Annotated in this window: 21 protein-coding genes; 13 read left to right on the top strand and 8 right to left on the bottom strand. The window is 73.0% G+C overall.

The window, feature by feature from the left end:
* Nucleotides 1-102: 102 nt before the first annotated feature.
* Nucleotides 103-1,314, bottom strand: a complete 1,212-nt coding sequence (locus tag ACFXKZ_RS06445) for a CaiB/BaiF CoA transferase family protein (RefSeq protein ID WP_379996995.1) — start codon at nt 1,312-1,314, stop codon at nt 103-105.
* Nucleotides 1,315-1,409: 95 nt separating this feature from the next.
* Here ACFXKZ_RS06445 and ACFXKZ_RS06440 point away from each other — a divergent pair, with 95 nt between their 5' ends.
* From ACFXKZ_RS06440 to ACFXKZ_RS06430, 3 genes are all read left to right on the top strand, one after another.
* On the top strand, nt 1,410-2,192 hold the full coding sequence (locus tag ACFXKZ_RS06440; protein ID WP_379996993.1) for an ArsR/SmtB family transcription factor: 783 nt from the start codon (nt 1,410-1,412) through the stop codon (nt 2,190-2,192).
* A gap of 194 nt (nt 2,193-2,386) precedes the next feature.
* Nucleotides 2,387-2,935, top strand: a complete 549-nt coding sequence (locus tag ACFXKZ_RS06435; RefSeq protein WP_379996991.1) for an NUDIX hydrolase — start codon at nt 2,387-2,389, stop codon at nt 2,933-2,935.
* Nucleotides 2,936-2,999: 64 nt separating this feature from the next.
* Nucleotides 3,000-3,833, top strand: coding sequence for a DUF4344 domain-containing metallopeptidase (locus ACFXKZ_RS06430; RefSeq protein WP_379996989.1), 834 nt, complete (start codon nt 3,000-3,002; stop codon nt 3,831-3,833).
* A gap of 201 nt (nt 3,834-4,034) precedes the next feature.
* Here ACFXKZ_RS06430 and ACFXKZ_RS06425 read toward each other — a convergent pair whose 3' ends face one another.
* A complete protein-coding gene (locus ACFXKZ_RS06425) occupies nt 4,035-4,676 on the bottom strand; it encodes a DUF4240 domain-containing protein (protein ID WP_379996987.1) in 642 nt (213 codons plus the stop codon).
* A 115-nt stretch (nt 4,677-4,791) separates the two neighbouring features.
* Between ACFXKZ_RS06425 and ACFXKZ_RS06420 the strand changes: the two genes are divergently transcribed.
* From ACFXKZ_RS06420 to ACFXKZ_RS06395, 6 genes are read left to right on the top strand one after another with little or no spacing between them, the layout of a single operon-like run.
* Nucleotides 4,792-5,220 (top strand): molybdopterin-binding protein, encoded by a 429-nt coding sequence (locus tag ACFXKZ_RS06420; RefSeq protein WP_078974592.1) that lies wholly within the window; start codon nt 4,792-4,794, stop codon nt 5,218-5,220.
* A gap of 30 nt (nt 5,221-5,250) precedes the next feature.
* Nucleotides 5,251-6,078: a molybdate ABC transporter substrate-binding protein gene (modA, locus tag ACFXKZ_RS06415; RefSeq protein WP_379996986.1), complete on the top strand. Its 828-nt coding sequence runs from the start codon at nt 5,251-5,253 to the stop codon at nt 6,076-6,078.
* The gene (locus ACFXKZ_RS06410; RefSeq protein ID WP_379996984.1) at nt 6,075-6,905 is read left to right on the top strand and encodes an ABC transporter permease; all 831 of its coding nucleotides are present in this window, start codon (nt 6,075-6,077) and stop codon (nt 6,903-6,905) included. Before modA ends, ACFXKZ_RS06410 begins: the two co-directional genes overlap by 4 nt.
* Nucleotides 6,902-8,014, top strand: a complete 1,113-nt coding sequence (locus ACFXKZ_RS06405; protein WP_379996982.1) for an ABC transporter ATP-binding protein — start codon at nt 6,902-6,904, stop codon at nt 8,012-8,014. Before ACFXKZ_RS06410 ends, ACFXKZ_RS06405 begins: the two co-directional genes overlap by 4 nt.
* A 39-nt stretch (nt 8,015-8,053) precedes the next feature.
* Nucleotides 8,054-8,485 (top strand): very short patch repair endonuclease, encoded by a 432-nt coding sequence (locus tag ACFXKZ_RS06400; protein ID WP_379996980.1) that lies wholly within the window; start codon nt 8,054-8,056, stop codon nt 8,483-8,485.
* A 9-nt stretch (nt 8,486-8,494) separates the two neighbouring features.
* A complete protein-coding gene (locus ACFXKZ_RS06395; RefSeq protein WP_379996979.1) occupies nt 8,495-9,598 on the top strand; it encodes a DNA cytosine methyltransferase in 1,104 nt (367 codons plus the stop codon).
* 64 nt (nt 9,599-9,662) lie between these two features.
* On the opposite strand, the gene ACFXKZ_RS06390 is transcribed toward ACFXKZ_RS06395, so the two are convergent.
* Together ACFXKZ_RS06390 and ACFXKZ_RS06385 are read right to left on the bottom strand one after the other, a co-directional pair.
* Nucleotides 9,663-10,325, bottom strand: a complete 663-nt coding sequence (locus ACFXKZ_RS06390) for a hypothetical protein (protein WP_379996977.1) — start codon at nt 10,323-10,325, stop codon at nt 9,663-9,665.
* A 132-nt stretch (nt 10,326-10,457) separates the two neighbouring features.
* Complete coding sequence (locus tag ACFXKZ_RS06385) at nt 10,458-11,873, bottom strand: tetratricopeptide repeat protein (protein ID WP_379996975.1); 1,416 nt, start codon at nt 11,871-11,873, stop codon at nt 10,458-10,460.
* Nucleotides 11,874-12,126: 253 nt separating this feature from the next.
* Between ACFXKZ_RS06385 and ACFXKZ_RS06380 the strand changes: the two genes are divergently transcribed.
* The 3 genes from ACFXKZ_RS06380 (at nt 12,127) to ACFXKZ_RS06370 (ending at nt 16,599) form a co-directional block, all read left to right on the top strand.
* On the top strand, nt 12,127-14,658 hold the full coding sequence (locus ACFXKZ_RS06380; RefSeq protein ID WP_379996973.1) for an ABC transporter permease: 2,532 nt from the start codon (nt 12,127-12,129) through the stop codon (nt 14,656-14,658).
* An 85-nt stretch (nt 14,659-14,743) separates the two neighbouring features.
* Entirely contained in the window at nt 14,744-15,952 is a 1,209-nt protein-coding gene (locus tag ACFXKZ_RS06375; RefSeq protein WP_379996971.1) for a sensor histidine kinase, read from the top strand.
* Nucleotides 15,949-16,599, top strand: coding sequence for a response regulator (locus ACFXKZ_RS06370; protein ID WP_379996969.1), 651 nt, complete (start codon nt 15,949-15,951; stop codon nt 16,597-16,599). Before ACFXKZ_RS06375 ends, ACFXKZ_RS06370 begins: the two co-directional genes overlap by 4 nt.
* Before the next feature lie 48 nt (nt 16,600-16,647).
* Here the strand turns inward: ACFXKZ_RS06370 and ACFXKZ_RS06365 are convergent, their stop codons facing one another.
* The 3 genes from ACFXKZ_RS06365 to ACFXKZ_RS06355 all read right to left on the bottom strand — a co-directional run bounded on the left by ACFXKZ_RS06365 (nt 16,648) and on the right by ACFXKZ_RS06355 (nt 19,188).
* Nucleotides 16,648-17,727 carry an alpha/beta hydrolase family protein gene (locus tag ACFXKZ_RS06365; protein WP_379996967.1) on the bottom strand — a complete coding sequence of 360 codons (1,080 nt, stop codon included), beginning with the start codon at nt 17,725-17,727 and terminating at the stop codon, nt 16,648-16,650.
* 65 nt (nt 17,728-17,792) lie between these two features.
* Nucleotides 17,793-18,212: a nuclear transport factor 2 family protein gene (locus ACFXKZ_RS06360; protein ID WP_379996965.1), complete on the bottom strand. Its 420-nt coding sequence runs from the start codon at nt 18,210-18,212 to the stop codon at nt 17,793-17,795.
* A gap of 55 nt (nt 18,213-18,267) precedes the next feature.
* Nucleotides 18,268-19,188 (bottom strand): zinc-binding dehydrogenase, encoded by a 921-nt coding sequence (locus ACFXKZ_RS06355; RefSeq protein WP_379996963.1) that lies wholly within the window; start codon nt 19,186-19,188, stop codon nt 18,268-18,270.
* Nucleotides 19,189-19,351: 163 nt separating this feature from the next.
* Here ACFXKZ_RS06355 and ACFXKZ_RS06350 point away from each other — a divergent pair, with 163 nt between their 5' ends.
* Nucleotides 19,352-20,293, top strand: coding sequence for a LysR family transcriptional regulator (locus ACFXKZ_RS06350; RefSeq protein WP_379996961.1), 942 nt, complete (start codon nt 19,352-19,354; stop codon nt 20,291-20,293).
* Between the two features lie 7 nt (nt 20,294-20,300).
* Here the strand turns inward: ACFXKZ_RS06350 and ACFXKZ_RS06345 are convergent, their stop codons facing one another.
* Nucleotides 20,301-20,864 carry a hypothetical protein gene (locus ACFXKZ_RS06345; RefSeq protein ID WP_379996959.1) on the bottom strand — a complete coding sequence of 188 codons (564 nt, stop codon included), beginning with the start codon at nt 20,862-20,864 and terminating at the stop codon, nt 20,301-20,303.
* Between the last annotated feature and the right edge of the window lie 16 nt (nt 20,865-20,880).

Here is a 20,880-nt window from a genome sequence, read left to right as displayed (position 1 = left end):
AAATTCATGGGAACCACTACTGCAACTGCCTCAAGGCTAGCACGGAAATGTCGCGGGGCTCGGGAGGCGGAGAAATATTTCCGATCGAGGACCGCGTGTCGGCTACTCGCGGGGCGCCTTCGGCTCGGGTGCCGGCTGCGGTTCCGGCTGCGGTTCCGGCTTCGGCTTCGGCTCGGTGAACCCCAGCTCCGCGAGGATCGCCTCCGTGTGCTCGCCGACCGCCGGGATCGGGCCCATCGCCGGCTCGCGGCCGGCCACCGTGACCGGCGGCAGCAGGGCGCGCAGCGGGCCTGCCGGGGAGTCGACGGTGCGCAGTCGGTCGCGGGCGGCGAGTTGCGGGTGGTCGGCGAATTCGGCGACGGTACGCATCCGGGCGTTGGCGATGCCGACCGCGTCCAGGCTCGCCACGATCTCGTCGGCCGTACGGTCCGCGAAGGCCGCCTCGATCAGCGCGGTCAGCCGCTCGTTGGCCGCGACCCGCAACGAATTGCTGCGAAAGTCCGGATCCTCGACCAACTCCGGCCGCCCGAGCACCCGTTCGCAGAGCGCGGCCCACTCCCGGTCGTTCTGCACACCCACGAAAACCTGCCCGCCGCCACCCACCCGGTACGGCCCGTAGGGCGCGATCGCCGCATGCCGGGCCCCGGTTCGCGGCGGGGGTGTGCCGCCGTAGGTCGCGAAGTAGTACGGGAACCCCATCCACTCGCCGAGCGCGTCGAGCATGGAAACCTCGAACGAGCTTCCCTCACCGGTGAGTTGCCGCTCGTAGAGCGCGGTGAGCAATCCGGTGAACGCGTACATCGCGGCGGCGATGTCGGCGATCGGAATCCCCGCCTTGGCCGGCTCCTCGGCGGTACCGGTGACCGACAGCAGTCCCGCCTCGCACTGCACGAGCAGGTCGTACGCCTTCTTGTCCCGATAGGGCCCCGCGGTCCCATAACCCGATATTCCGCAAACGATCAGCCGGGGAAATCTGGCCCGCAATTCCGCCGCGCCGAGCCCGAGCCGATCGGCCGCGCCCGGAGCCAGGTTCTGGACGAACACATCGGCCCGGGCAAGCAGTCGATCCAAAATCTCCGGCGCCCGCTCGTCCTTCACGTCGAGCGTCAGACTTTCCTTCCCCCGATTGGCCCAGACGAAGTGGCTGGACAAACCCTCGACGGTCTCGTCGTACGCCCGGGCGAAATCTCCCGCGCCGGGCCGCTCGATCTTGATCACCCGGGCACCGAGATCCGCCAGTTGGCGCGTGGCGTAGGGCGCGGCGATGGCCTGTTCGAGCGAGACGACGGTGACACCCGTGAGCGGTAGGAACACGCCCCCATCCTGACAGAGCCGGGCGCGCGCACGGCCTGTCTGCGGCGGCGAACCCTTCGGTCCGGGCCGAAGCGTCCCGGGGTGATGATGGCGGCATGGACTCGATCGCACGTGCCTCCGATCCGGATTCGGTGCCTCGCCTCGCCGCGCTCGCCGCGTTGCTCGCGGACGAGACGCGGGCGGCGGTGTGCCTGGCCCTGCTGGATCGGCGGGCCTGGACCGCCGGCGAGTTGGCCCGGCACTGCGGGGTCGCGCCGTCCACGATCAGCGAGCACCTGACCCGCCTCGTCGAGGGCGGCCTGCTGGTCGAGGAGCGGCAGGGGCGGCACCGGTATGTGCGGTTGGCCGATGCGGGGGTGGCGCGGATGGTCGAGGATCTGGCCGCGTACACGACGCCGGCGACCCCCCGGCCGGCGGCGTCGCTGCGGGCGCACTCGGCCGGCGCGGCCCTGGCCCGGGGGCGTACCTGCTATGACCACCTGGCCGGCCGGCTCGGCGTGGCAATCACCGACGCGCTCACCGCCCGGGACCTGATCCGCCAGGACGCCGGCTTCGCGATCACCGACGCGGGCCTGACCTGGCTCACGGACCTCGGCGCCGACCTCACCACCTCCGGCAAACGCCCCCTGGCCCGCCCCTGCCTGGACTGGACCGAACGCCGCCACCACCTGGCCGGCACGGCCGGCGCCGAACTGTGCCGGCTGTTCCTGTCCCGTGGCTGGACCGAACGTGTCGGCACGGGCCGCGCGGTCCGAGCCACCGAGACCGGCCGCGCCGAACTGGGCCGGATGTTGGGCATTCGGCCGGAGGAGTTCGAGGTGACGGCGGGCGGCACGGCTCCGGCCCGAGCGGAAGTCGGCGGCCTCACACGCGCGTGAACGCCGGTGAGGGTGCGCGGCACCGGTGTTCGCGTGGGCGGCGAGATCGGCCGGAGTGAGCGGGCGCCCGAGTCGGACCAGGGCCCGGACGCGGGCTTCGGCGAGCGATACGCCGTTCTCCGCCGGAAGCGCCGTTTCGATGAACTGGGCCTGCCCGCCCGGGTCCCGGGGGCCGAGTCGCGATACTGAGCGCCATGACACGCACCCCGCTCCCGGACCCGACGGCGGTCCCGTTCTCCCGGATCAAGGTCCGGGTCGGCGCCCTCGTCTTCTGCGGCGCCGAGATCGCCCTGATCCGACGTGACCGTTGCGGCTCCCCGCTCTACGTCCTGCCCGGCGGCAACGTCGAGGACGGCGAGGATTTCACGACGGCTCTACGCCGCGAACTCGCCGAAGAACTCGACCTCGACGTAGAGCGGGCCGAGGGCGGCGAACTGTTGTGGATCCTCGACCAGCGCGTCAGCCGCCCGGGTCGCACCCCGCCGCCACGCAAAATCCACCTGCTCCACCGTCTGCACATCACCCCCGAGATCCGCGCCCGCCTCGCGGCGCACGAGCGGGACGAACTCCCCGACGGAAGCCACGAAGTCGGCACGATCGTATGGATCGATTACCGCGAAACCGCCGAACTCCCCGTCTTCCCACCGATCACCGGACCTCTCACCGCCCTACCCACCCCACATGCCCCCACCACCGACGCCGCCCTGCCCCCGGTGACCGACGAGACATACACCTGGCTCTGACCACCGCCCCACCCGTCGCACGACGATCGCTCCGCTCGGTGGGTGGCGCGTATACCTTCGGCGTATGCGGGCTTGGGGTGGGCGCGGGTGCGTGTGGGTGGGGCTCTTCGTGGTTGTCCTGGTCGGTGGGTGTGGTTTGGCCGGGGGCGATGCGGACGAGGTTCGGCCTACGGACACGAAGGGCTTGCCGGCTCCGGTGCCGGGGCGTGGTGGTGGCTTCGTGGTTCGTTATGAGGAGCCGGCTTTCGCAGATCGGGGGGATGCGGAGTTTCTGCGTGCTCGACGGCCCATGGAGGCGGCGGTCGAGGTGCTCGGGGCATTCGTCGACCCCGGGCGGGAGATCGTCGTCGTCGGGCGTTCCTGTGGTGGGGAGGGCTCCGCGTACGATCCCGAAACCCGTCAGATCGAGGTGTGTTACGACGACGTCGCGGACGAGCGTGGCCTGTTCGAGCGTGGTGGCCATCGGCCGGCCGATGACGAGGTCGTCGCCGTACTGATGGAGACCCTGTACCACGAGGCCGGCCACGCGCTCGTCGACGTCCTGCGGTTACCCCTCGACGAACGGGCCGAGGAGGATGCAGCGGATCGGTTCGCCGCGCTGATGTTGCTACGCCAAGGGGTGGGCGGGGAGCAGCAGTTGCGGGCGGCCGTGGAGGAGTATCGGCTTTCGGCGGCGGAGGCGGGCAGGGCCGAACGCGATGCGAAGGACGAACACGCACCGGATCTCGTGCGCGCCGCCGATCACCTCTGCCGGCTCTACGGCGCCGCCCCCGACCGGAATCCCGACCTGGCGAACACGAGCCTCCTCCCCCGGGAACGCGTCGCCGGCTGCGCGGCCGAGTGGACGAGTGCGCGTGACGCCTGGCTGAAGGACCTCGCGCCCATTCTCCGCCGTTAGCGTCGGCGCCCGCCCCGTGGCCGGGTCCGTTGCCGCTCGCAATGCACGACGCATCGACATGGCACCGCCCCGTGGGAATCGTCGATCGAAGACATCCGCGACGTGGCTCCGTCCACCTGGTTCATCGCCGGCGGCGTTTACGCAACTACCTTGATAGTGAGTGCAGTTGATCGATGCCGTCGCCCGCCGCGCCGCCTCGGGTCAGGGGAAGAGGGCGTGGAGCCTGGGGAGGAGTCGGGCTCGGGCGGTGTCGGTGAGGCCGTCGTCCGGCGGGTTCGGATCGGCCGGGAGGTCGATGCCCAGGGCGTCCAGGGCGTTTTCCAGGCCGTCCTCCTGTCCCGTTCGCGCCTCGTACGCCTCTTCGGCGACGTAGGCCAGTTCCTCCCACTGCGGCCATTCCGCGTCGGACCAGGATTCGAACGGCCGGCCGGCCAGGCACCGCACCTCCGGCAGGTCGGCGAGCGCGTCCGGGTTCGCGACCACCCGCTCGTAGGCGTCGCGGCCCAGGCCGATCACCCAGGGTTGGAAGTACCAGAAGCCGTCGTCGGAGCAGAAACCACCCATGATCCGCGCGGCGGCGGCCCACGACACCCACGTGTCCAGCGGCCGGCGCACCTCGTCCAGGCCGATCTGGAAGCCCACGATCTCCGGCAGCGGAAGGCCCGAGAGCCGATCGCACAACACGCGCAGGCGTTCGTTCGGGTCGGGGTCGGCCCGGCGGGCTTCCTCGATCAGGTTCCACACGTCGTCTCGATGCACGATCGCCACCCTGCCGGCCGGGTCCGACACAGCGACCATGACGCCGCCGCAGACGGCCGGTCGGATCGAATCTGCGAGGCCCATGGCGGAAACATCCTGGTATCTGCAAGGATGACGCTCCGCAGGCGACGGCCCCGCCGCCGCCTGCGTACATCGGCTTCGCTCTGCGGGAGAGGCGCGCGTGGCTAGGATCCCGGCCGTGAACACGTTCGGGATCGGTGACGCGGCGGCTCTGCTCGGTGTGAGCGCGGACACGGTGCGGCGATGGGTGGACTCCGGTCGACTCGACGCGCGGCGGGACGAGAACGGCCGGCGGGTGGTGGACGGTGCGGCGTTGGCCGCGTTCGCCCGCTCGACGGCTGCCGGCGACGCCCGCGCGGACAGCGAACGGCTCGGCTGGTCGTCGGCGCGCAACCGCTTCCGCGGCATCGTCACCGACGTCCGCAAGGACACGGTGATGGCCCAGGTCGAGATCCAGGCCGGGCCGTACCGGGTGGTCTCGTTGATGAGCGCCGAGGCCGCGGACGAACTCGGCCTGCGGGTCGGCGTACTCGCCACCGCGGTCGTGAAGTCGACGAATGTCATGGTGGAGCGGACCGAGGGCGCGCGCGAGCACTCCCTCGAATAGCTGGGAGTGGGCACAGTGGGCGCAATCGGGATGGTGCGAGCCAGACGGACGATCGCGGCGACGCTGCTCGCGGGGGCGATGGTGACCCTCGCCGCGTGCGGCAGCGACGACGATGAGAAGAAGAGCGACAAGGCCGTCCCGCAGGCCCCCGGCAGCACGCCCGCCGCCGACGCCAAGCCGCTCAAGGGCACCGTCACCGTGTTCGCCGCCGCCTCACTGACCGAGACGTTCACCGCGCTGGGCAAGCAGTTCGAGGCCGCCCACCCCGGCGTCACCGTCAAGTTCAACTACGGAGGCAGCTCGGCGCTCGCCGCGAGCATCAACCAGGGCGCGCCCGCCGACGTGTTCGCCTCCGCCGACGAGAAGAACATGAAGCTCGTCACCGACGGCAAGAGCGCCGACGGCACACCCACCGCGTTCGCGAAGAACACCCTCCAGATCGCGGTGGCGCCGGGCAACCCGAAGAACATCAAGTCGCTCGCCGACCTCAAGCGGGACGGCCTCAAGGTCGCCCAGTGCGCCCCGCAGGTCCCGTGCGGCGCCGCCGCCAAGACCGCGCTCGACGCGGGCGGCGTCAAGCTCACGCCGTCGACGCTCGAACAGGACGTCAAGGCCGCGCTGACCAAGCTCACCCTCGGCGAGGTGGACGCCGCGCTCGTGTACCGCACCGACGTCAAGGCCGCGGGTGCCAAGGTGGTCGGCGTGGACTTCCCCGAATCCGCCCAGGCGGTCAACACGTACCCGATCGTCCCGCTCGCGAAGGCGCCCAACGCCGACGCGGCCAAGGCGTTCGTCGCCTTCGTGCTGGCCGAGCCCGGCCGCACCGCGCTGACCGCGGCGGGTTTCCAGGCCCCGTGATCGGCTCTCCCCGGGTCCGCCGCGGCGTGCGGGCCGAACGTCCGCGCCGCGGCGGCGCGCCCCTGGCCCTGCTCGTCCCCGGCCTGATCGGCCTGGTGTTCCTGGTGTTGCCGCTGCTCGGACTGCTGATCCGGGCACCGTGGAGCGACCTGGGGAGCCAACTCGGCAGCGGCGAGGTCCGCGAGGCGCTGAAGCTCTCGCTGTTCACCGCGACCATGGCCACCGGCATCGTGCTCGTGCTCGGTGTGCCGCTGGCCTGGCTGCTCGCCCGTACCGACTTTCCCGGGCGGCGCCTGGTCCGGGCGCTGGTCACCCTGCCGCTGGTGTTGCCGCCGGTGGTGGGCGGTGTGGCGCTGCTCCTGGTGCTGGGCCGCCGGGGCATCGTCGGCGAGTGGCTGGACGACACGTTCGGCTACACGCTGCCGTTCACCACCACCGGGGTGATCGTGGCCGAGGCGTTCGTGGCGATGCCGTTCCTGGTGATCAGCGTCGAGGGCGCGCTGCGGGCGGCGGATCCGCGGTACGAGGAGGCCGCGGCCACGCTGGGCGCGTCCCGCTGGACCGCGTTCCGCCGGGTCACCCTGCCGCTGATCGCCCCGGGCGTGGCGGCGGGCGCGGTACTCGCGTGGGCCCGCGCGCTCGGCGAGTTCGGCGCCACCATCACCTTCGCCGGCAACTTTCCGGGCAAGACCCAGACGATGCCGCTCGCCGTCTACCTCGCGCTCGAAACCGATCCGGAGGCGGCGATCGTGCTCTCCCTGGTGTTGTTGGCGGTGTCCGTGCTGATCCTGGCGGGGCTGCGCGAGCGTTGGATGACCACGTCGTGACCGGCCTCGACGAAGCACCCGACGCGACGCCCGACCCGGCACCCGACGCGACCTCCGGTCTCGACGCGCATCTCGTGGTCGCCCGCGACGCGTTCCGCCTGGACGTACACCTGACCGCCGCGCCCGGCGAGGTGGTCGCGCTGCTCGGCCCCAACGGCGCCGGCAAGACCACCGCGCTGCGCGCCCTGGCGGGCCTGACCCCCCTGGGCGGCGGGCACACCCGGCTCGCCGGCGTCGACCTGGAGGATCCGGGCCGACGCCGCTACACCCCGCCCGAGCGGCGACCGGTGGGCGTGGTGTTCCAGGACTACCTGCTCTTCCCGCACCTGTCCGCGCTGGACAACGTCGCCTTCGGCCTACGCTGCCAGGGCGTCGGCCGGCGCGAGGCGCGCGCCGCCGCGGCCGAGTGGCTGGAGCGGGTCGGCCTGGCCGAGCACGCCGGCGTCAAGCCGGGTCGGCTCTCCGGCGGCCAGGCGCAGCGGGTCGCCCTCGCCCGGGCACTGGCCACCCACCCGCGGCTGCTGCTCCTGGACGAGCCGCTGGCCGCCCTCGACGCGCGCACCAGGGTGGAGATACGCGCCACGCTGCGCCGGCACCTCGCCGACTTCGACGGCGTCGCGGTGGTGATCACCCACGATCCGCTCGACGCGATGGTGTTGGCCGACCGGCTCACCGTGATCGAGGCGGGCCGCGCGGTCCAGGACGGCACCCCGGCCGAGGTGGCCCGGCATCCGCGCACCGACTACGTGGCCCGCTTGGTCGGCCTGAACCTGTACCGCGGCGCCACCTCCGCCGGCGGCGTCGAGCTGGCCGCCGGGCAGCGGCTGGTGGTCGCCGAACTCCCGGACGCGGCCGAGGTGTTCGTGGCCTTCCCGCCGTCGGCGGTGACGCTGTACCGCAGCCGCCCCGACGGCAGCCCGCGCAACCTGTGGCAGGTCGAGGTGGACGGCATGGAACTGCACGGCGACACGGTGCGCGTCGAGCTGACCGGCCCGGTGCCGCTGCTCGCCGACGTCACGCCACTGGCCGTCGCCGAACTCGAACTCGCGCCCGGGAAGCCGGTATGGGCGGCGGTGAAGGCCACCGAGGCGCGTGCGTACCCGGCCTGAACACCGTTGCCGCGCGCGATGACGGTGCGAGCGTGCACCATGGTCCCCGTGACGAGCCTGACCACCACCGACGCGACCCGTGCCCGAATGAGTCGCCAACGCAGCAAGGACACCGACGTCGAGGTCGCGCTGCGCCGCGTCCTGCACGGCATGGGACTGCGCTACCGGGTGCACCGCCGCCCGCTCAAGGGCATCCGCCGCGAGGCCGACGTCGTCTTCGGCCCGGCCAAGGTCGCCGTCTACGTCGACGGCTGCTTCTGGCACGGCTGCCCGGTGCACGCGACCTGGCCCAAGCGCAACGCCGAGTTCTGGAAGACCAAGATCGAGGGAAACCGCACCCGCGACGCGGACACCGACCGGCGAATGGCCGAGGCCGGCTGGTTGGTCGTGCGGGTCTGGGAGCACGAGGACGCGGCCGTCGCGGCGGCCAGGGTTCGGGATGCGGTGATCGCCAGGCGCGCGGCCGGCTAACCTGTCCGCATGGCACGACCCATCACCATGATCGACCTGTTCGCGGGCTGCGGTGGAATGACGTCCGGGTTCGCCGCCGCGAAGGGCTTTCGGCCGGTCATGGCGGTCGAGTGGAACCTGCACGCGGCCGCGACCTACGCCGCCAACTTCGGCGAGGCGCACATGCGCTGGGGCGACATCGCGGAGATCCCGGACCGGGACATCCCGCGCGCCGACGTGATCATCGGCGGCCCGCCCTGCCAGGGTTTCTCCAACCTCGGCAGCCGCAACGTGGAGGATCCGCGCAACAAGCTCTGGAAGGAATGCCTGCGCTTCGTGCGTCGGGCCAAGCCCAAGGTGTTCGTGATCGAGAACGTGGACCGCTTCCAGAAGTCCGCCGAGTTCGCGCTGTTGCTCGCCGAGGCGCAGCCCGGCGGACTCCTGGAGGGGTACGAACTGACCGATGCGCTGCTCCCGGCGGTGGACTACGGCGTTCCGCAGCGCCGCAAGCGGGCAATCGTGATCGGCTCGCGGATCGGCCGGATCGAGGCGCCCGAGCCGACCCACGGGCCCGGCCGCCGGCTGCCCTGGAGCACCGTCCGGGACGCGATCGCGGATCTGCCGCGCGTGCCCGGGACGACCAGCCTGCCCACGTCGAAGACCGAGTTCTTCGGCCGCCCGGTGCCCGGCGTGTTCAAGGAGGCCGACCTGCACCTGGGCCGCACGCCGACCGAGCGCTCGCTGCTGCGCTACGACTGCGTGCCGCCCGGCGGCGGCCGGTTCGACCTCCCGGACCATCTGCTTCCCGACTGCTGGCGGAACAAGAAGACCGGCACGACGGATGTGATGGGCCGGATGCGCTGGGGCCACCCGTCGCTGACCATCCGGACCGAGTTCTACAAGCCCGAGAAAGGCCAGTATCTGCACCCGCAATGGAACCCGGACGACCCGGCCGACCGGGTCAACCGGCCGATCACGCACCGCGAGGCGGCCCGGCTCCAGTCCTTCCCGGAGACCTTCGTGTGGTGCGGGTCCAAGACCGAGATCGCGCGGCAGATCGGCAACGCGGTGCCGCCGGGGTTGGCGGAGGCGATCGCCCGGCAGTTGAAGCCGAGGTTGCGCGAGGCGGGGTGACCGGTGGTCGGGGTGGTCGGCGGTCGGGTGGTCGGCGGTCGCGGGGTGATCGGCGCGCGACCGGTCAGGTGGGCGTTTCCTCGTCCAGGGCGTACATCCGGGGCGGTAGCTGCTTCTCGGCCCGGTCCAGGTCGGTCCCGTCCAGGTCGAGCCATACCCGATCGCGGCGCTCGGCGGGGCGGTCGAGGCCGCTCGCGGCCCAGGTGAAGATGCCGCACACGGTGGCCCGCTCCCGGTCCGGCGCCTCGATCTGCGCGGCGAAGCAGACGGCGAGCGCGGTGCGGGTGGGGATCAGGTACTGCTCGTCGTCCGGGTCGGGCCGACCGGTGGTGGCCGCGCGTGGGGGTTCGAGGACCTTCATCCAGGTCAGCGTCGCGCCCGGGGCCTGACCCGCGAAGCAGTCGGTGACCGCTTCGCGCAGCGCGGCCGCCGGGTCGTCGCCGATCCAGTCGAGCCAGGCGTCCTGGTCGAGCAGCCTGCCGAAGTCGTCCCGCGGCGGGCCGTGGTGCGGGTTCTCCCGGTACTCCCCGGTGAGCACCCCGTCGGGGCCGACCAGCCACGCGCCGCGGATCGCCTCGCCGGGCACGTATCCGTTCGGGTCGTCGGCGTAGGTCGGGTCGATCTCGGCGACCGAGCCGCCTGGCGACTGCGCGGCGGCGGCGACGAGTCCGGGGTCGTCCGGGGGCTCGCGTCGTACCACGGAACCGGTCACCGGGGGTTCACCCATGCCTACCACTCTCCAGCGCTCGTCGACGGTGTCGGAGGGCTCGGCTCATCCGCGCGGCCCCGGACAGGTCGGCCATTCTCGCGCACGGCCGTGGGGCGGCCGGCCCCCGGGCGACCCGGTCCGGCCCGCCGCTCAGCGACCCCAGGCGACGGTGATCGCCTTCGTGTGCTCGACCGCCTGCTCCCGGGCCGTGGCCGCCTCGGCCGCCCGGCCCAGTTCGTCCGCCAGCCGGGCCCGGCCCAGCCAGTTGTACGGGCTGCTCGGTCGCAGGTTGACCCGCTCGCTCAGGAGGGTGCGGGCCAGGTCGTGCCGGTGCGCGCGCAGGGCCGCCTCGACCAGGGTCTGCTGGATCGCGTCGCGCTGCGCGTGGCTGCCGCCGAAGGTGTTCAGCCGGTGCCGGATCGGGACGAGGATGTCGACGGTGTCCGGATGGCGTCCCTGTTCGAAGGCGACCAGCGCGCGGCACACCGGCAGGCCGACCTCGGCGGTCATCGTGTGGTTGCTCACCCCGGGGTGCGGGTCGGCCAGCCACCGCTGCCGGTCGTGGACCACCGCCTCGGCGTCGGCGATCCGGCCGGCGCCGAGATAGGCCATCACCGCGTGCACGTCGTTGAAGGCGTAGTACGGGCCGTCGGCGCGGGCCGCCCACGCGTCGGCCAGGCGGGCCCAGCGCTTCGGCTGTTCGCCGCCCGCGAGGTGGATGCGCCACAACAGGGCGGAGGCGTCCAGGAGTTCCATCGCGGCGCCGATCGAGCGCTCGTTGTGCAGCACGGCGTCGTAGATCGCCAGCGCCCGATCGATCGCGCCGGCCTCGATCGCGTACAGGCCGTAGTGCCACCAGTTGTGCACGTTGAGGTAGTTGCCACCGGACCAGTCGCCGACCCGGGCGTCCAGGAAGCGGATGCCCTCGGCGAAGCGGCCCTGCATCTCGTACGTGTGCACCACCGCGTGGATCGCCCACACATCGCGCGGGTGCGCGGCCACGGCGGCCAGTCCGGCCTGTTCGGAACGCTCGTAGTGGCCGGTCTCCTCCAGGCCGAACGCGGACATCCCGAGCAGGGGCCCGTAGTGCGGATCGTCCGGGTCCCACGCGCCCAGCGCGCCGCCGACGCGGTCGCGCAGCCGGGTCGCGTCGCCGGTGAAGAAGTCGATCTGATGGCCGATCGCGAGCGCGAGCGTGTCCCGGGGATGCGCCACGACCAGCTCGCGCAGGATGTCTCCGGCCCGGTGGATGTCACCCGCCAACCACGCCTCGGCGGCCTCGAGGTGGGCCGACTCACGCGCATCCCCCCGCACCCCGCCGGCCGCGAACGTCGCAAAGCGCTCCCGCGCGGCGGCGGCATCGGCCGGCTCGGTACCAAGCAGCCCGAGATAGGCGGCGAACGCATGCCCCATCGGCGCCTCGGGAGCCGCCGACAACACGCCCTCCACCTCGACGGAAACCTCAGGCCGAAAGAACAACAACGCATCAAGCCCACGCTCGAAGTGCCCGGCCGCCTCCACTCCCATCCCGGACAACCCGAGCCCCTGCCGATCCACCACGCCCACCGAGATTCCTTCCGCCACACCCGAGCCCGAGCCCCACCCCGATTAAACACGCCGCGTGTGCCCGGGCCGGAGCCCATCGGGCGATTTGTCGGGATCGATGCCTTCGTTGCTTCGGGTGGGTCGATCGGATCGGACTCGGGTGAACCGGCGAGACCAATGCCCACCGTCGGCCGTATCGGGTGGATCGTGGGCGCGGCGAGGCTGGGGGCGACCCGGTGTCGGCCGGGACCAGGTCGGCCTCGGGACGTTGCCCATGTTCAGGAATGCTCTTCGTACGCTTGCCGCGCAGCGCATGCGGTTGGCGCTCACCGTGCTGGCGATCGTCTTCGGTGTGGCCTTCGTGGCCGGTGTGCTCACGCTCAAGGACACCATCACGGAGGCCGCCGCCACCTCGGCCGCGGACGACTTCGCGGGGGTGGGCGTGGGGGTTCGCGCCGACTCGGAGCACGGCGCCGGCGATCCCGCGGCCCTCGGGCCCCGGCTGGTGGAGCGGCTGCGTGGGCTGCCCGGCGTGGCGGCCGTGCGCGGCTCCGTCACCGGACCCGCCGTGGTGGTCGACCGCGACGGGAACCTCGTCGGTCGGGTGGAGGAGTCCGCCGGTACCAACTACGCGCCCGGGCCGGAGGGTTCCGATCCGCTCTACCGGCTCGCCGAGGGCCGCGCGCCGAGCGCCGCCGGCGAGGTCGCCCTGGACGAGGCCGGGGCCCGGTCGGCCGGCTACCGGATCGGCGACCGGCTGCGCGTGGTCGCCGGCGGCGGCACCCTGGACGCCACCCTCGTCGGCACCGTGCACGCCGTCGACGCCCGGATCCGGCTCGGCGCCACCCTCACCCTGTTCGACACCCCCACCGCGCAGCGCCTGTTCGCCGCCCCCGACACCTACGACCTGATCACCGTCGCCGCCCGCCCCGGCACACCCGACACCGCGCTCCTGGACGCCGTCCGCCCCCTCGTCCCCACCGGCGCCGAGGTGGTCACCGGTGCCGCGCTCACCGCCGAGCGCCGCGACCTGGCCTCGGCCGGGACCGCCGGACTGGCCACCGGGCTGCTGGTGTTCGCCGGCATCGCGCTGTTCGTCGGCACGTTCATCATCACCAACACCTTCACCATGCTGATCGGCCGCCGCACCCGCGAACTCGCGCTGCTGCGGGCGGTCGGCGCCACCCGGCGGCAGGTCACCGGCTCGGTGCGCGTGGAGGCGCTGATCACCGGCCTGGTCGGCGCGTTGCTCGGACTGCTGCTCGGGGTCGCGCTGGCCGCCGGTCTGCTCGCGCTGCTGCGCGACACCGACACCGACGCCGCGCCGCCGCGCGGCCCGCTCGTGGTGCGGCCGGGCACGATCCTGTGGTCGCTCGTGGTGGGCATCGGTGTGACCGTCGCCGCCGCGTGGCTGCCCACCCGCAAGGTGGCCCGGATCGCTCCGATGGCGGCGCTGCGCGCGAATCCGCCGAGCCCGGCCGGGCTGTTCCGACGCAATCTGGCCGGCCTGCTCCTGATCGGCGTGGGTGTCGGCGGCGGTTATGCCACGGTCGAGGCCGCTCCCGGCGGCAACGGCGAGCCGGTTCTGGTCACGGTGTGCGGCGTGGTGGCCGTCACCGGCGTGCTGATGCTGATCCCGCTGCTTTCGGTCGGCGTCATCGGGGTGCTCGCGCGACCACTGACCCGGGTGTTCGGGGTGACCGGGACGCTGGCGAGCCGCAACGCGCTGCGTGATCCGCGCCGCACGGCCGCGACCGCCTCCGCGCTGATGGTCGGCCTGTTCCTGGTCACCGGCCTGACCGTGATCGGCGCGTCGCTCAAGGACAGCCTCGACCACGCGGCGGCGCGCGGGCTGACCGCCGACTACGCGGTGTCCACCACGCTGCGCGACCCGATGGCCGCCGCGACGGTGGACCGCATCGGCCGGTTGCCGCACGTCGAGGCGGCGAGCGTGTACCGCACCGTGACCGCGCGGATCGGCGACGCCGAGCAGGAGGTCGCCGCGCTGGACCCGATCGCGGGCCCGAAGGTGATGCGCCTCGACTTCGTCGCGGGCGGCCCCGAGGCGCTGGGCACGGACCTGCTCGTGGAGCGGGTCGAGGCCCGGTCGCGGGGGCTGGGCATCGGCGCGAGCGTGCCGGTGACGTACCCCGACGGCACGTCCGGCACCCTGCGCGTCGGCGGGATCTACCGGGCGAATCCGATCGTGCTCCCCTACCTGGTCTCCACCCGCACCCTCGACCCGCACCTCGAACGCCCGATCGGCCGCCAGGTGTTCGTCAAGAGCACACCGGGCGAGGCCCGGGCCCTGGAGGCGACCCTCAAGGACGCCTTCGGAGCCGATCCGGCCCTGCGCGTGCAGTCGAAGGACGAACTGCGCCGGGGTCTGGGCGCGGCCATCGACCTGCTCCTGAACATCGTCTACGGGCTGTTGGCGATGGCCGTGCTGATCGCGGTCATCGGCATCGTCAACACGCTGGTGATGTCGGTGCTCGAACGCACCCGGGAAATCGGCCTGTTGCGCGCGATCGGCCTGGACGCCCGCCGGGTGCGCGCGCTGATCCGCCTGGAGGCGGCGCTGATCTCGCTGTTCGGCGCGCTGCTCGGGGTCGGGCTCGGCACCTCGGTGGGGGTGCTGGCGGTGCGCGGGATCGACCTGGGCAACGTCCCGCTCGGCGCGACGATCCCGTGGCTGCGGATCGCCCTGTTCGTACTGGGTGCGCTGGGTGTCGGGTTGCTCGCGGCCGCCTGGCCCGCGCGGCGCGCGGCGCGCATGTCGGTGCTCGGTGCGCTCGGGTCCGAGTGAGGTGCCGGTCCGCCCCGGTCGGTGTGCGTCCCGGACTCCCGCCGGCTGGCCGGACGCCTGGACGGCTGCCGGTACCTTGGCGAACGTGCACCCGCCACCACCCGCGACGATCGCCCGCGCCGTCGTGTTCGACGTCGTCCTGGCCGGCTCGGTCGCCGTGGTGGCCGGACTGCTCCGCGCGCTCGGCTCGTTCGACGGCGACGGGGTGCATCCGCCGCATCCGCTGCCGTGGTGGGGCGTGCTCGTCCAGGTCGCCGCCGGCGCCGCCCTCGTCCAGCGGCGGCGCCGACCGATCGCCTCCGCCGGCGTCGTCTTCGTACTCTCCCTCGGCGACCCCGTGCTGGCCGGGCCCTTCGCGGTCTACGCGCTCGGCGCCTACGCCCCGAGCCGGCGCGCCGCGTGGGCGCTCGCCGCCGGGCTCGCGGTGACCATGTGCGAGCCGTGGCGGGCGCAGTCGGGGTCGGACGTGTTCGTGGAGCTCCTGGCCGTCGTCACGCCGCTGCTGCTCGGGAAGTACCTCGCGTCGCGGCGCGGCCTGATCCTCGCGCTGGCCGAACGCGCCGAGCGGGTCGAGCGGGAACAGGCCGAACGGGACCGGCAGGCGCGGATCGAGGAACGCCGCCGGTTGGCGGGCGAGATGCACGACATGATCACCCACCGGGTCAGCCTGATGGTGCTCCAGGCGGGCGCGTTGCGCACCATCGCCGAACGGGACAACGTGCGTTCGGCCGCCGAGGAGTTGCGGCTGACGGGCTGTCAGGCGCTGTCCGAGCTGCGCGAGTTGGTGGCCATACTGCGCGATCCCGACGATCCGACGCCGACCGGTACACCCGCGCGGGCCGCGGAGCCGGCCGGTCTGGACGTGTCCGACCTGGTCGCCGACTCGCGGGCGGCGGGCATCGAGGTCGACCTGACGGTGACCGGATCGGCGCCCGCCGACCACGCGCCGGCCGCGGTGCGCGGCGCGCGGCGGGTGGTCCAGGAGGCGCTGACCAACGTGCACAAGCACGCCCCCGGCGCACACGTGACCGTGGCCGTGCGGCACGAGCCCGAGGGCATCGCGGTGACCGTCGCCAACAGCGCCGGTACCCGGACCCCCGACGTCGACCTGGGTACGGGCGGCACCGGCCTGCTCGGGCTGCGCGAGCGGGTCGAACTGCTCGGCGGCCGGTTCCGGGCCGGGCCGGGCGACGCCGGCGGGTTCACCGTCGAGGCGCTGATCCCGGTCGGCGAATCCGCCGACGCCCCGCCCCGTCCCATCGCCCACCCCGTGCCCGACGAAGGTGCCGCATGATCCGACTGCTGCTCGTGGACGACGAACGTATGGTGTGCGCGCACCTGCGCACCATCCTCGGCGGCGCCGAGGACATCGACATCGTCGGCGAGGCCTACGACGGCGCCGAGGCCCTGGAACACGTGGTCCGCCATCGGCCCGACCTGGTGCTGCTCGACCTGCACATGCCGGGCGTGGACGGGCTGACCGCGCTGCGCCGGATGGTCCGGCTCGACGCGCCGCCCAAGGTCGTCGTGCTGACCACGATCGACACCGACGACCACGTGCTGCGGGCGCTGCACACCGGCGCGGTCGGTTTCCTGCTCAAGGACACCCCGCCCGAGGATCTGGTCGCGCTGCTCCGGGTGGCCGTCGAGGGCAACACCGTGTTGTCCCCGGCGGCGGCCCGCAACCTGATCGGGGCGAGCGCGGCCCGCGAGACCGCCCGCCGCGAGGCCCGCCACACGATCCGCGACCTGACCGAGCAGGAGACCCGAATCCTCGCCTGCCTGGGAGAGGGCATGTCCAACGCCCAAATCGCCGCCCGGCTGTACCTCACGGAACCGACGGTCAAGGCCTACGTCTCCCGCACCCTGACCAAACTCTCCTGCACCAACCGCACCCGGGCCGGCCTGATCGCCCACAACGCGGGCCTGACCCCCGACTGAGCCCCAGCCGCAGCCGCACCTGGACGGTTTGGCCGCCGACGGCACCCATCACCAGCCGAGGCGGTCGGTCAGCCAGTCGCCTGTGTCGGGGAGCCAGGCGGCCCGGGTGTTGCAGAGCAGGTGGTCGCCGTGGGGGATCAGCAGGATCTCCGCTTCGGGGGCGTCGTGGGTCACGTGGGCGGCCGGCACTACGCCGGGGGTGATGTCCTCGCCGCCCTCGACCACCCGAAGGGGTGCGTCGATGCGGTCGGCGATGCCGGTGAGGTCGATGTGACGGGTGAACTCCTTTGCGGCGGCCCGGCTTCCGGTGCGTACCGTGAGCGTTTCCCGGACGAACAGCGGGAGTTGCGGCCAGTCCAGGCGGTACGGGCCGCTGACCGCGACGACGGCCGCCACGCGGGGTTCGTGGGCGGCGGTCAGGAGTGCGTAGAAGCCGCCCAGGCTCAGGCCGATCAGTCCGACCCCGCCGCGCGTGTCCAGGTCCGCCCGCGCGTCGAGGGCGTCGATCACCCGGCTCACCACACGGTGGTAGTCGGCCCGCGGCGCGGTGTCGACCAGCACCCCCTGCGGGCCGTCGAAGGAGAAGACGGCCAGGCCGCGGCGCAGCAACGCCTCGTCCACGGCGTGGAATTCCTCCTTGCCGGAGTTCAACCCCGGCGCCACCACCACGACCCGGGGCGGCAGTGCCGCGTCGACCGGTCGGCGCAGCCATCCCGCGAACCCCTCCCCCTCGATCCGCACCGCGCCCGGATCCAGGTATGCGAACGCCCGCCGCATCGCCGCATCGGCCGCGCGCGCCGCCACGATCGTGCCCGCGTGGTCGGCGGCCGGCGGGAACGTCGCACAGTGCAGCCACCGGGCGGCGGTCCGGAACGCCTCCCCCGCCGACACCTCGTAACCGCTCGCCGCGCACCGCTCGCCCACCCTCACGTACCCCTCGCCGACCCGGCGGAACGCGGCCGGCCACTCGGCGAGCGTTTCCGGGTCGGTCGCCGTGACCCGGTCGTACTCGTATGGGTCCAGCCCGCAGGCGATCGCCCGCGAACGGTTGCCGGCGACGAACTGCGGGAGAAATTCCGGGATTTCGAAGACGGTGGAGACATCGGGGAGTGCGTTCGTGGATGCCATGGTCGTCGTGATCGCCTTTCGGGCGCTGTGTGCGGATGCGGCGGGTGGCGGCGATTCGGTGGCCGTCAGGCCGCGACGACGTGGTTCGGGAACAACACGCGACCCGTGTGGCCGGTGTCCGCGTACTCCCGTACCGACACGATCCGGCCGTCCGCCACCTCGAAGATCCCGAGGCACCGGTTGTGGTATTCGACGCCGCCGACCGTGACCGCATCCGACGTCCACTCGGCGAACACCACGTCGCCGTCCGCGTGGATCGACACCAGGCGGATCCGTACGGTCTCCGGCCGCAGCAGCGCGCCGACGTCGCCGAGGAAGTCCTCGATGATCGTGTCGCGGCCGACCCAGGTGCGGGAGATGGGTAGTTCGCCGGGGTAGGTCCAGGTGGCGTCTTCGGCGAAGCTCGCCCGGATCGTGGGCAGATCGCCCTCGGCGACGGCCTCGACGTAGCGGGTGACGACGGCCTTGGGGGCGGTGGTGGTCATGACGTACTCCTGGGGGTGTGGATGGGTCAGGCGGTGCAAGGGCAGGCGGGCGGGGTCACGACACCGTCAGTACCGCCTTGCCCCGCACGCGCCGCTCGCGCAGGTCGGTGAGCACCGCGGCGGTCTCGGACCAGTCGGCGACCAGGCCCAGTTCGGGGTTCAGTCGGCCCTCGGCGACCAGTCGCACCAGCGTGCCGAGGTCGGCGGCGAACGGCGTGTCGGAGTCCATGTAGTGGAAGTGGCGCAGGGTGGCCGACTCGGGCCCGGCGAAGAAGTCGAAGAAGTCGAGGGTGACCGGGGTCCGACTGGCCTGGCCGAACCAGATCAGCAGTCCCCGTCGGCGCAACTTGACCAGCGCTCGGGGCAGTTCGGTGCCACCGGTGGATTCGAGCACAACGTCGTACGGTCCGACCGCTTCGCCGACGTCGTGTACGACCGCCGCCGCGCCCAGTTCCACCAGGCGACGGCCGCGTTCCGGGGACCGGGTGACCGCGGTGACCTCGGCCCCGGCCGCGGCGGCCAGTTCGGTGACGTAGTGCCCGACCCCGCCGGACGCCCCGGTGAGCAGCAGCCGGCGGCCCGCGACCGGCCCCGCCGTACGCAGCAGCCGCAACGCGGTCAACCCGGCCAGTGGCAGCGCGGCGGCGACGGTCGCGGCGATCGATTCGGGGAGCGGCGCGAGCGCGGAGGTCGGCACGGCGACGTACTCGGCCCAGCCGCCTCCCATCGGGTGCCCCACGACGCGGGTGCACACCGCCGGCCCCGAGCCGTCCGCCGCGGCCTGGACCACCAGCCCCGCCACGTCCTTGCCCGGCCGGTGTCCCGCGCGCGGCTGCTCCAGCAGGAAGGTCTCGCCCCGGTTCACCGCGAACGCCTCCACCTTGACCAACGCCTCGTCGGGACGCGGCCGGGGCTGCGGGACCTCCTCGGCGACGACCCAGGACCCGATGCCGCCGCTCGGCGTCAACGCCTTCATCTCGATGTCCTCTTCTCGCCGTGTGCCGGGCCGCGGACGCCCCCGGTCGGGTGCGCCGACCCGGCCTCCCCGTCGGGATCAACACAACGCCGCCGCACGCCGGTCGGTCCAACAACCGACCGGCCCACCCGACAACCAACGGTTGTCGCCTATGGTGAGCGGCATGGATCTGGACCTCGCCCGGGTGCGCGCATTCGTCGCGGTGGCCGACCTGCGGCACTTCGGCCGCGCCGCCGAGCAGCTGACGATCACCCAGCAGGCGCTGTCCAAGCGGCTGGCCCGCCTGGAGGCCGAGTTGGGCACCGCGCTGGTCGACCGCGCCGGCGGCCGGGGCGTCACCCTCACCGAGGCCGGCGCCCGTTTCCTGGACCCGGCCCGCCGGGCGCTGGCGGCGGGCGAACTCGCGGTCGGCGCGGTCCGGGACGCCCGGCCGGCGCTGCGCCTGGACGTGTGGGGGCACCTGTACGCGCCGATGCGCACCGTCGCGCGGGTGCTCGACGCCGCCCCCGACCTGAACCTGGAACCGAGCGCCGGGCGCGACCTGCCGTCGGTGGCCTCCGCGATCCTGCGCGGCGACGTGGACGCCGGCTTCGGCCGGGTACACCCGCTGCCCGGACGCGCCCCGCTCGGGCTGACCCATCGCCTGGTCCGCCTCGAACCAGTGGACGCCGTCGTCGGCCCCGACCACCCCCTGGCCGACGCCGCCGAACTGCGCCCGAGTCAGCTGCGCGACAGCGTCCTGTGGTGCCCGGCGGCGGTGGACCGGCTGGACTTCCTGGCCCGATTCGCCACCGCGTTCGGGATCGTCGAGTGGGCGACCGGACCCAACCTGGGCCTGACGCCCTTCCTGGAGCACCTGCGCGACGACCCCACGTGCTTCGCCCTGCTGCCCGCCGACGGCCCGCTGCCCGAGGGCCTCGCCGTGCGGTCCATCCCGCTGGTCGCGCCCACCCCGCTGTACGCGTGGTCCCTGCTGTGGCACCCGGACCGCCCACACCCACGGCTGGACGCCCTGCTCCGCGAGTTCGGCCGGGTGGGCACCGCCAACCGCTGGCTCGACCACGACCCGTCCCGGGACTGGCTCCCGGGGCCCGACCACGCGTGAACCCGCATCAGGACACCAGGTCGCGCCAGAACGGGACCGTCGGCTCCGCGTACTCGATGCCGCCGTCCAAAAACTCCGCGGTGAGGTAGTTGGTCAGGTTCGCGCCGTACACCACGATGTCGGTCTGCATCATCGACAACACCGGATGCCCCCACTGGCCCTCGGTCCCGGGCAGGTAGCGGTGGCCGTACACCGGCACCATCCGCGGTACCCGCGCCAGGTGATACCGCGCCGACTTGAGCGCGTGTTTGAGCTGCGCCGGCCGGGCGCCCCACGCGTCCGGCCAGAACGCGTTGTGCTCGACGTCGAACAGCACACCCTCGGCGGGCAGGGCCAGGCGGGCCTTCAGGTCGCGCGCGCCGCCGTAGCGCCAATTCGGCCACCCCTTGCCGGTCGGCAGCGCGGCCGACAACATCGACCTGTGGTCGGCGGCGAAGCGGAACCCGAGGTCCTGCTCCACGGTCTCGAACTCGGCCCCGGTCAGGCCGGGCAGCAGGTCGGCGCCGGTCCGCTCCAAAAGCAGGCGGAAGTCCCGCTCGGTCGGTCGATCCGGGGGCGGTGTGCTGGTCATGGCCACCGAGCGTAGT

It is taken from the genome of Embleya sp. NPDC059237, assembly GCF_042754105.1.
GTDB lineage: Bacteria > Actinomycetota > Actinomycetes > Streptomycetales > Streptomycetaceae > Embleya.
Note: the sequence above shows the minus strand (reverse complement) of the source record. Positions and strands in the feature narration are given on the sequence as shown.

Bases quoted from the DNA above. Each gene is read 5' to 3' on its own strand.
- ACFXKZ_RS06440 (WP_379996993.1), top strand. From the start codon at position 1,410: ATGGACTCGATCGCACGTGCCTCCGATCCGGATTCGGTGCCTCGCCTC.
- ACFXKZ_RS06435 (WP_379996991.1), top strand. From the start codon at position 2,387: ATGACACGCACCCCGCTCCCGGACCCGACGGCGGTCCCGTTCTCCCGG.
- ACFXKZ_RS06430 (WP_379996989.1), top strand. From the start codon at position 3,000: ATGCGGGCTTGGGGTGGGCGCGGGTGCGTGTGGGTGGGGCTCTTCGTG.
- ACFXKZ_RS06425 (WP_379996987.1), bottom strand. From the start codon at position 4,676: ATGGGCCTCGCAGATTCGATCCGACCGGCCGTCTGCGGCGGCGTCATG.
- modA (WP_379996986.1), top strand. From the start codon at position 5,251: ATGGTGCGAGCCAGACGGACGATCGCGGCGACGCTGCTCGCGGGGGCG.
- ACFXKZ_RS06400 (WP_379996980.1), top strand. From the start codon at position 8,054: ATGGTCCCCGTGACGAGCCTGACCACCACCGACGCGACCCGTGCCCGA.
- ACFXKZ_RS06395 (WP_379996979.1), top strand. From the start codon at position 8,495: ATGGCACGACCCATCACCATGATCGACCTGTTCGCGGGCTGCGGTGGA.
- ACFXKZ_RS06390 (WP_379996977.1), bottom strand. From the start codon at position 10,325: ATGGGTGAACCCCCGGTGACCGGTTCCGTGGTACGACGCGAGCCCCCG.
- ACFXKZ_RS06380 (WP_379996973.1), top strand. From the start codon at position 12,127: ATGTTCAGGAATGCTCTTCGTACGCTTGCCGCGCAGCGCATGCGGTTG.
- ACFXKZ_RS06370 (WP_379996969.1), top strand. From the start codon at position 15,949: ATGATCCGACTGCTGCTCGTGGACGACGAACGTATGGTGTGCGCGCAC.
- ACFXKZ_RS06365 (WP_379996967.1), bottom strand. From the start codon at position 17,727: ATGGCATCCACGAACGCACTCCCCGATGTCTCCACCGTCTTCGAAATC.
- ACFXKZ_RS06360 (WP_379996965.1), bottom strand. From the start codon at position 18,212: ATGACCACCACCGCCCCCAAGGCCGTCGTCACCCGCTACGTCGAGGCC.
- ACFXKZ_RS06355 (WP_379996963.1), bottom strand. From the start codon at position 19,188: ATGAAGGCGTTGACGCCGAGCGGCGGCATCGGGTCCTGGGTCGTCGCC.
- ACFXKZ_RS06350 (WP_379996961.1), top strand. From the start codon at position 19,352: ATGGATCTGGACCTCGCCCGGGTGCGCGCATTCGTCGCGGTGGCCGAC.
- ACFXKZ_RS06345 (WP_379996959.1), bottom strand. From the start codon at position 20,864: ATGACCAGCACACCGCCCCCGGATCGACCGACCGAGCGGGACTTCCGC.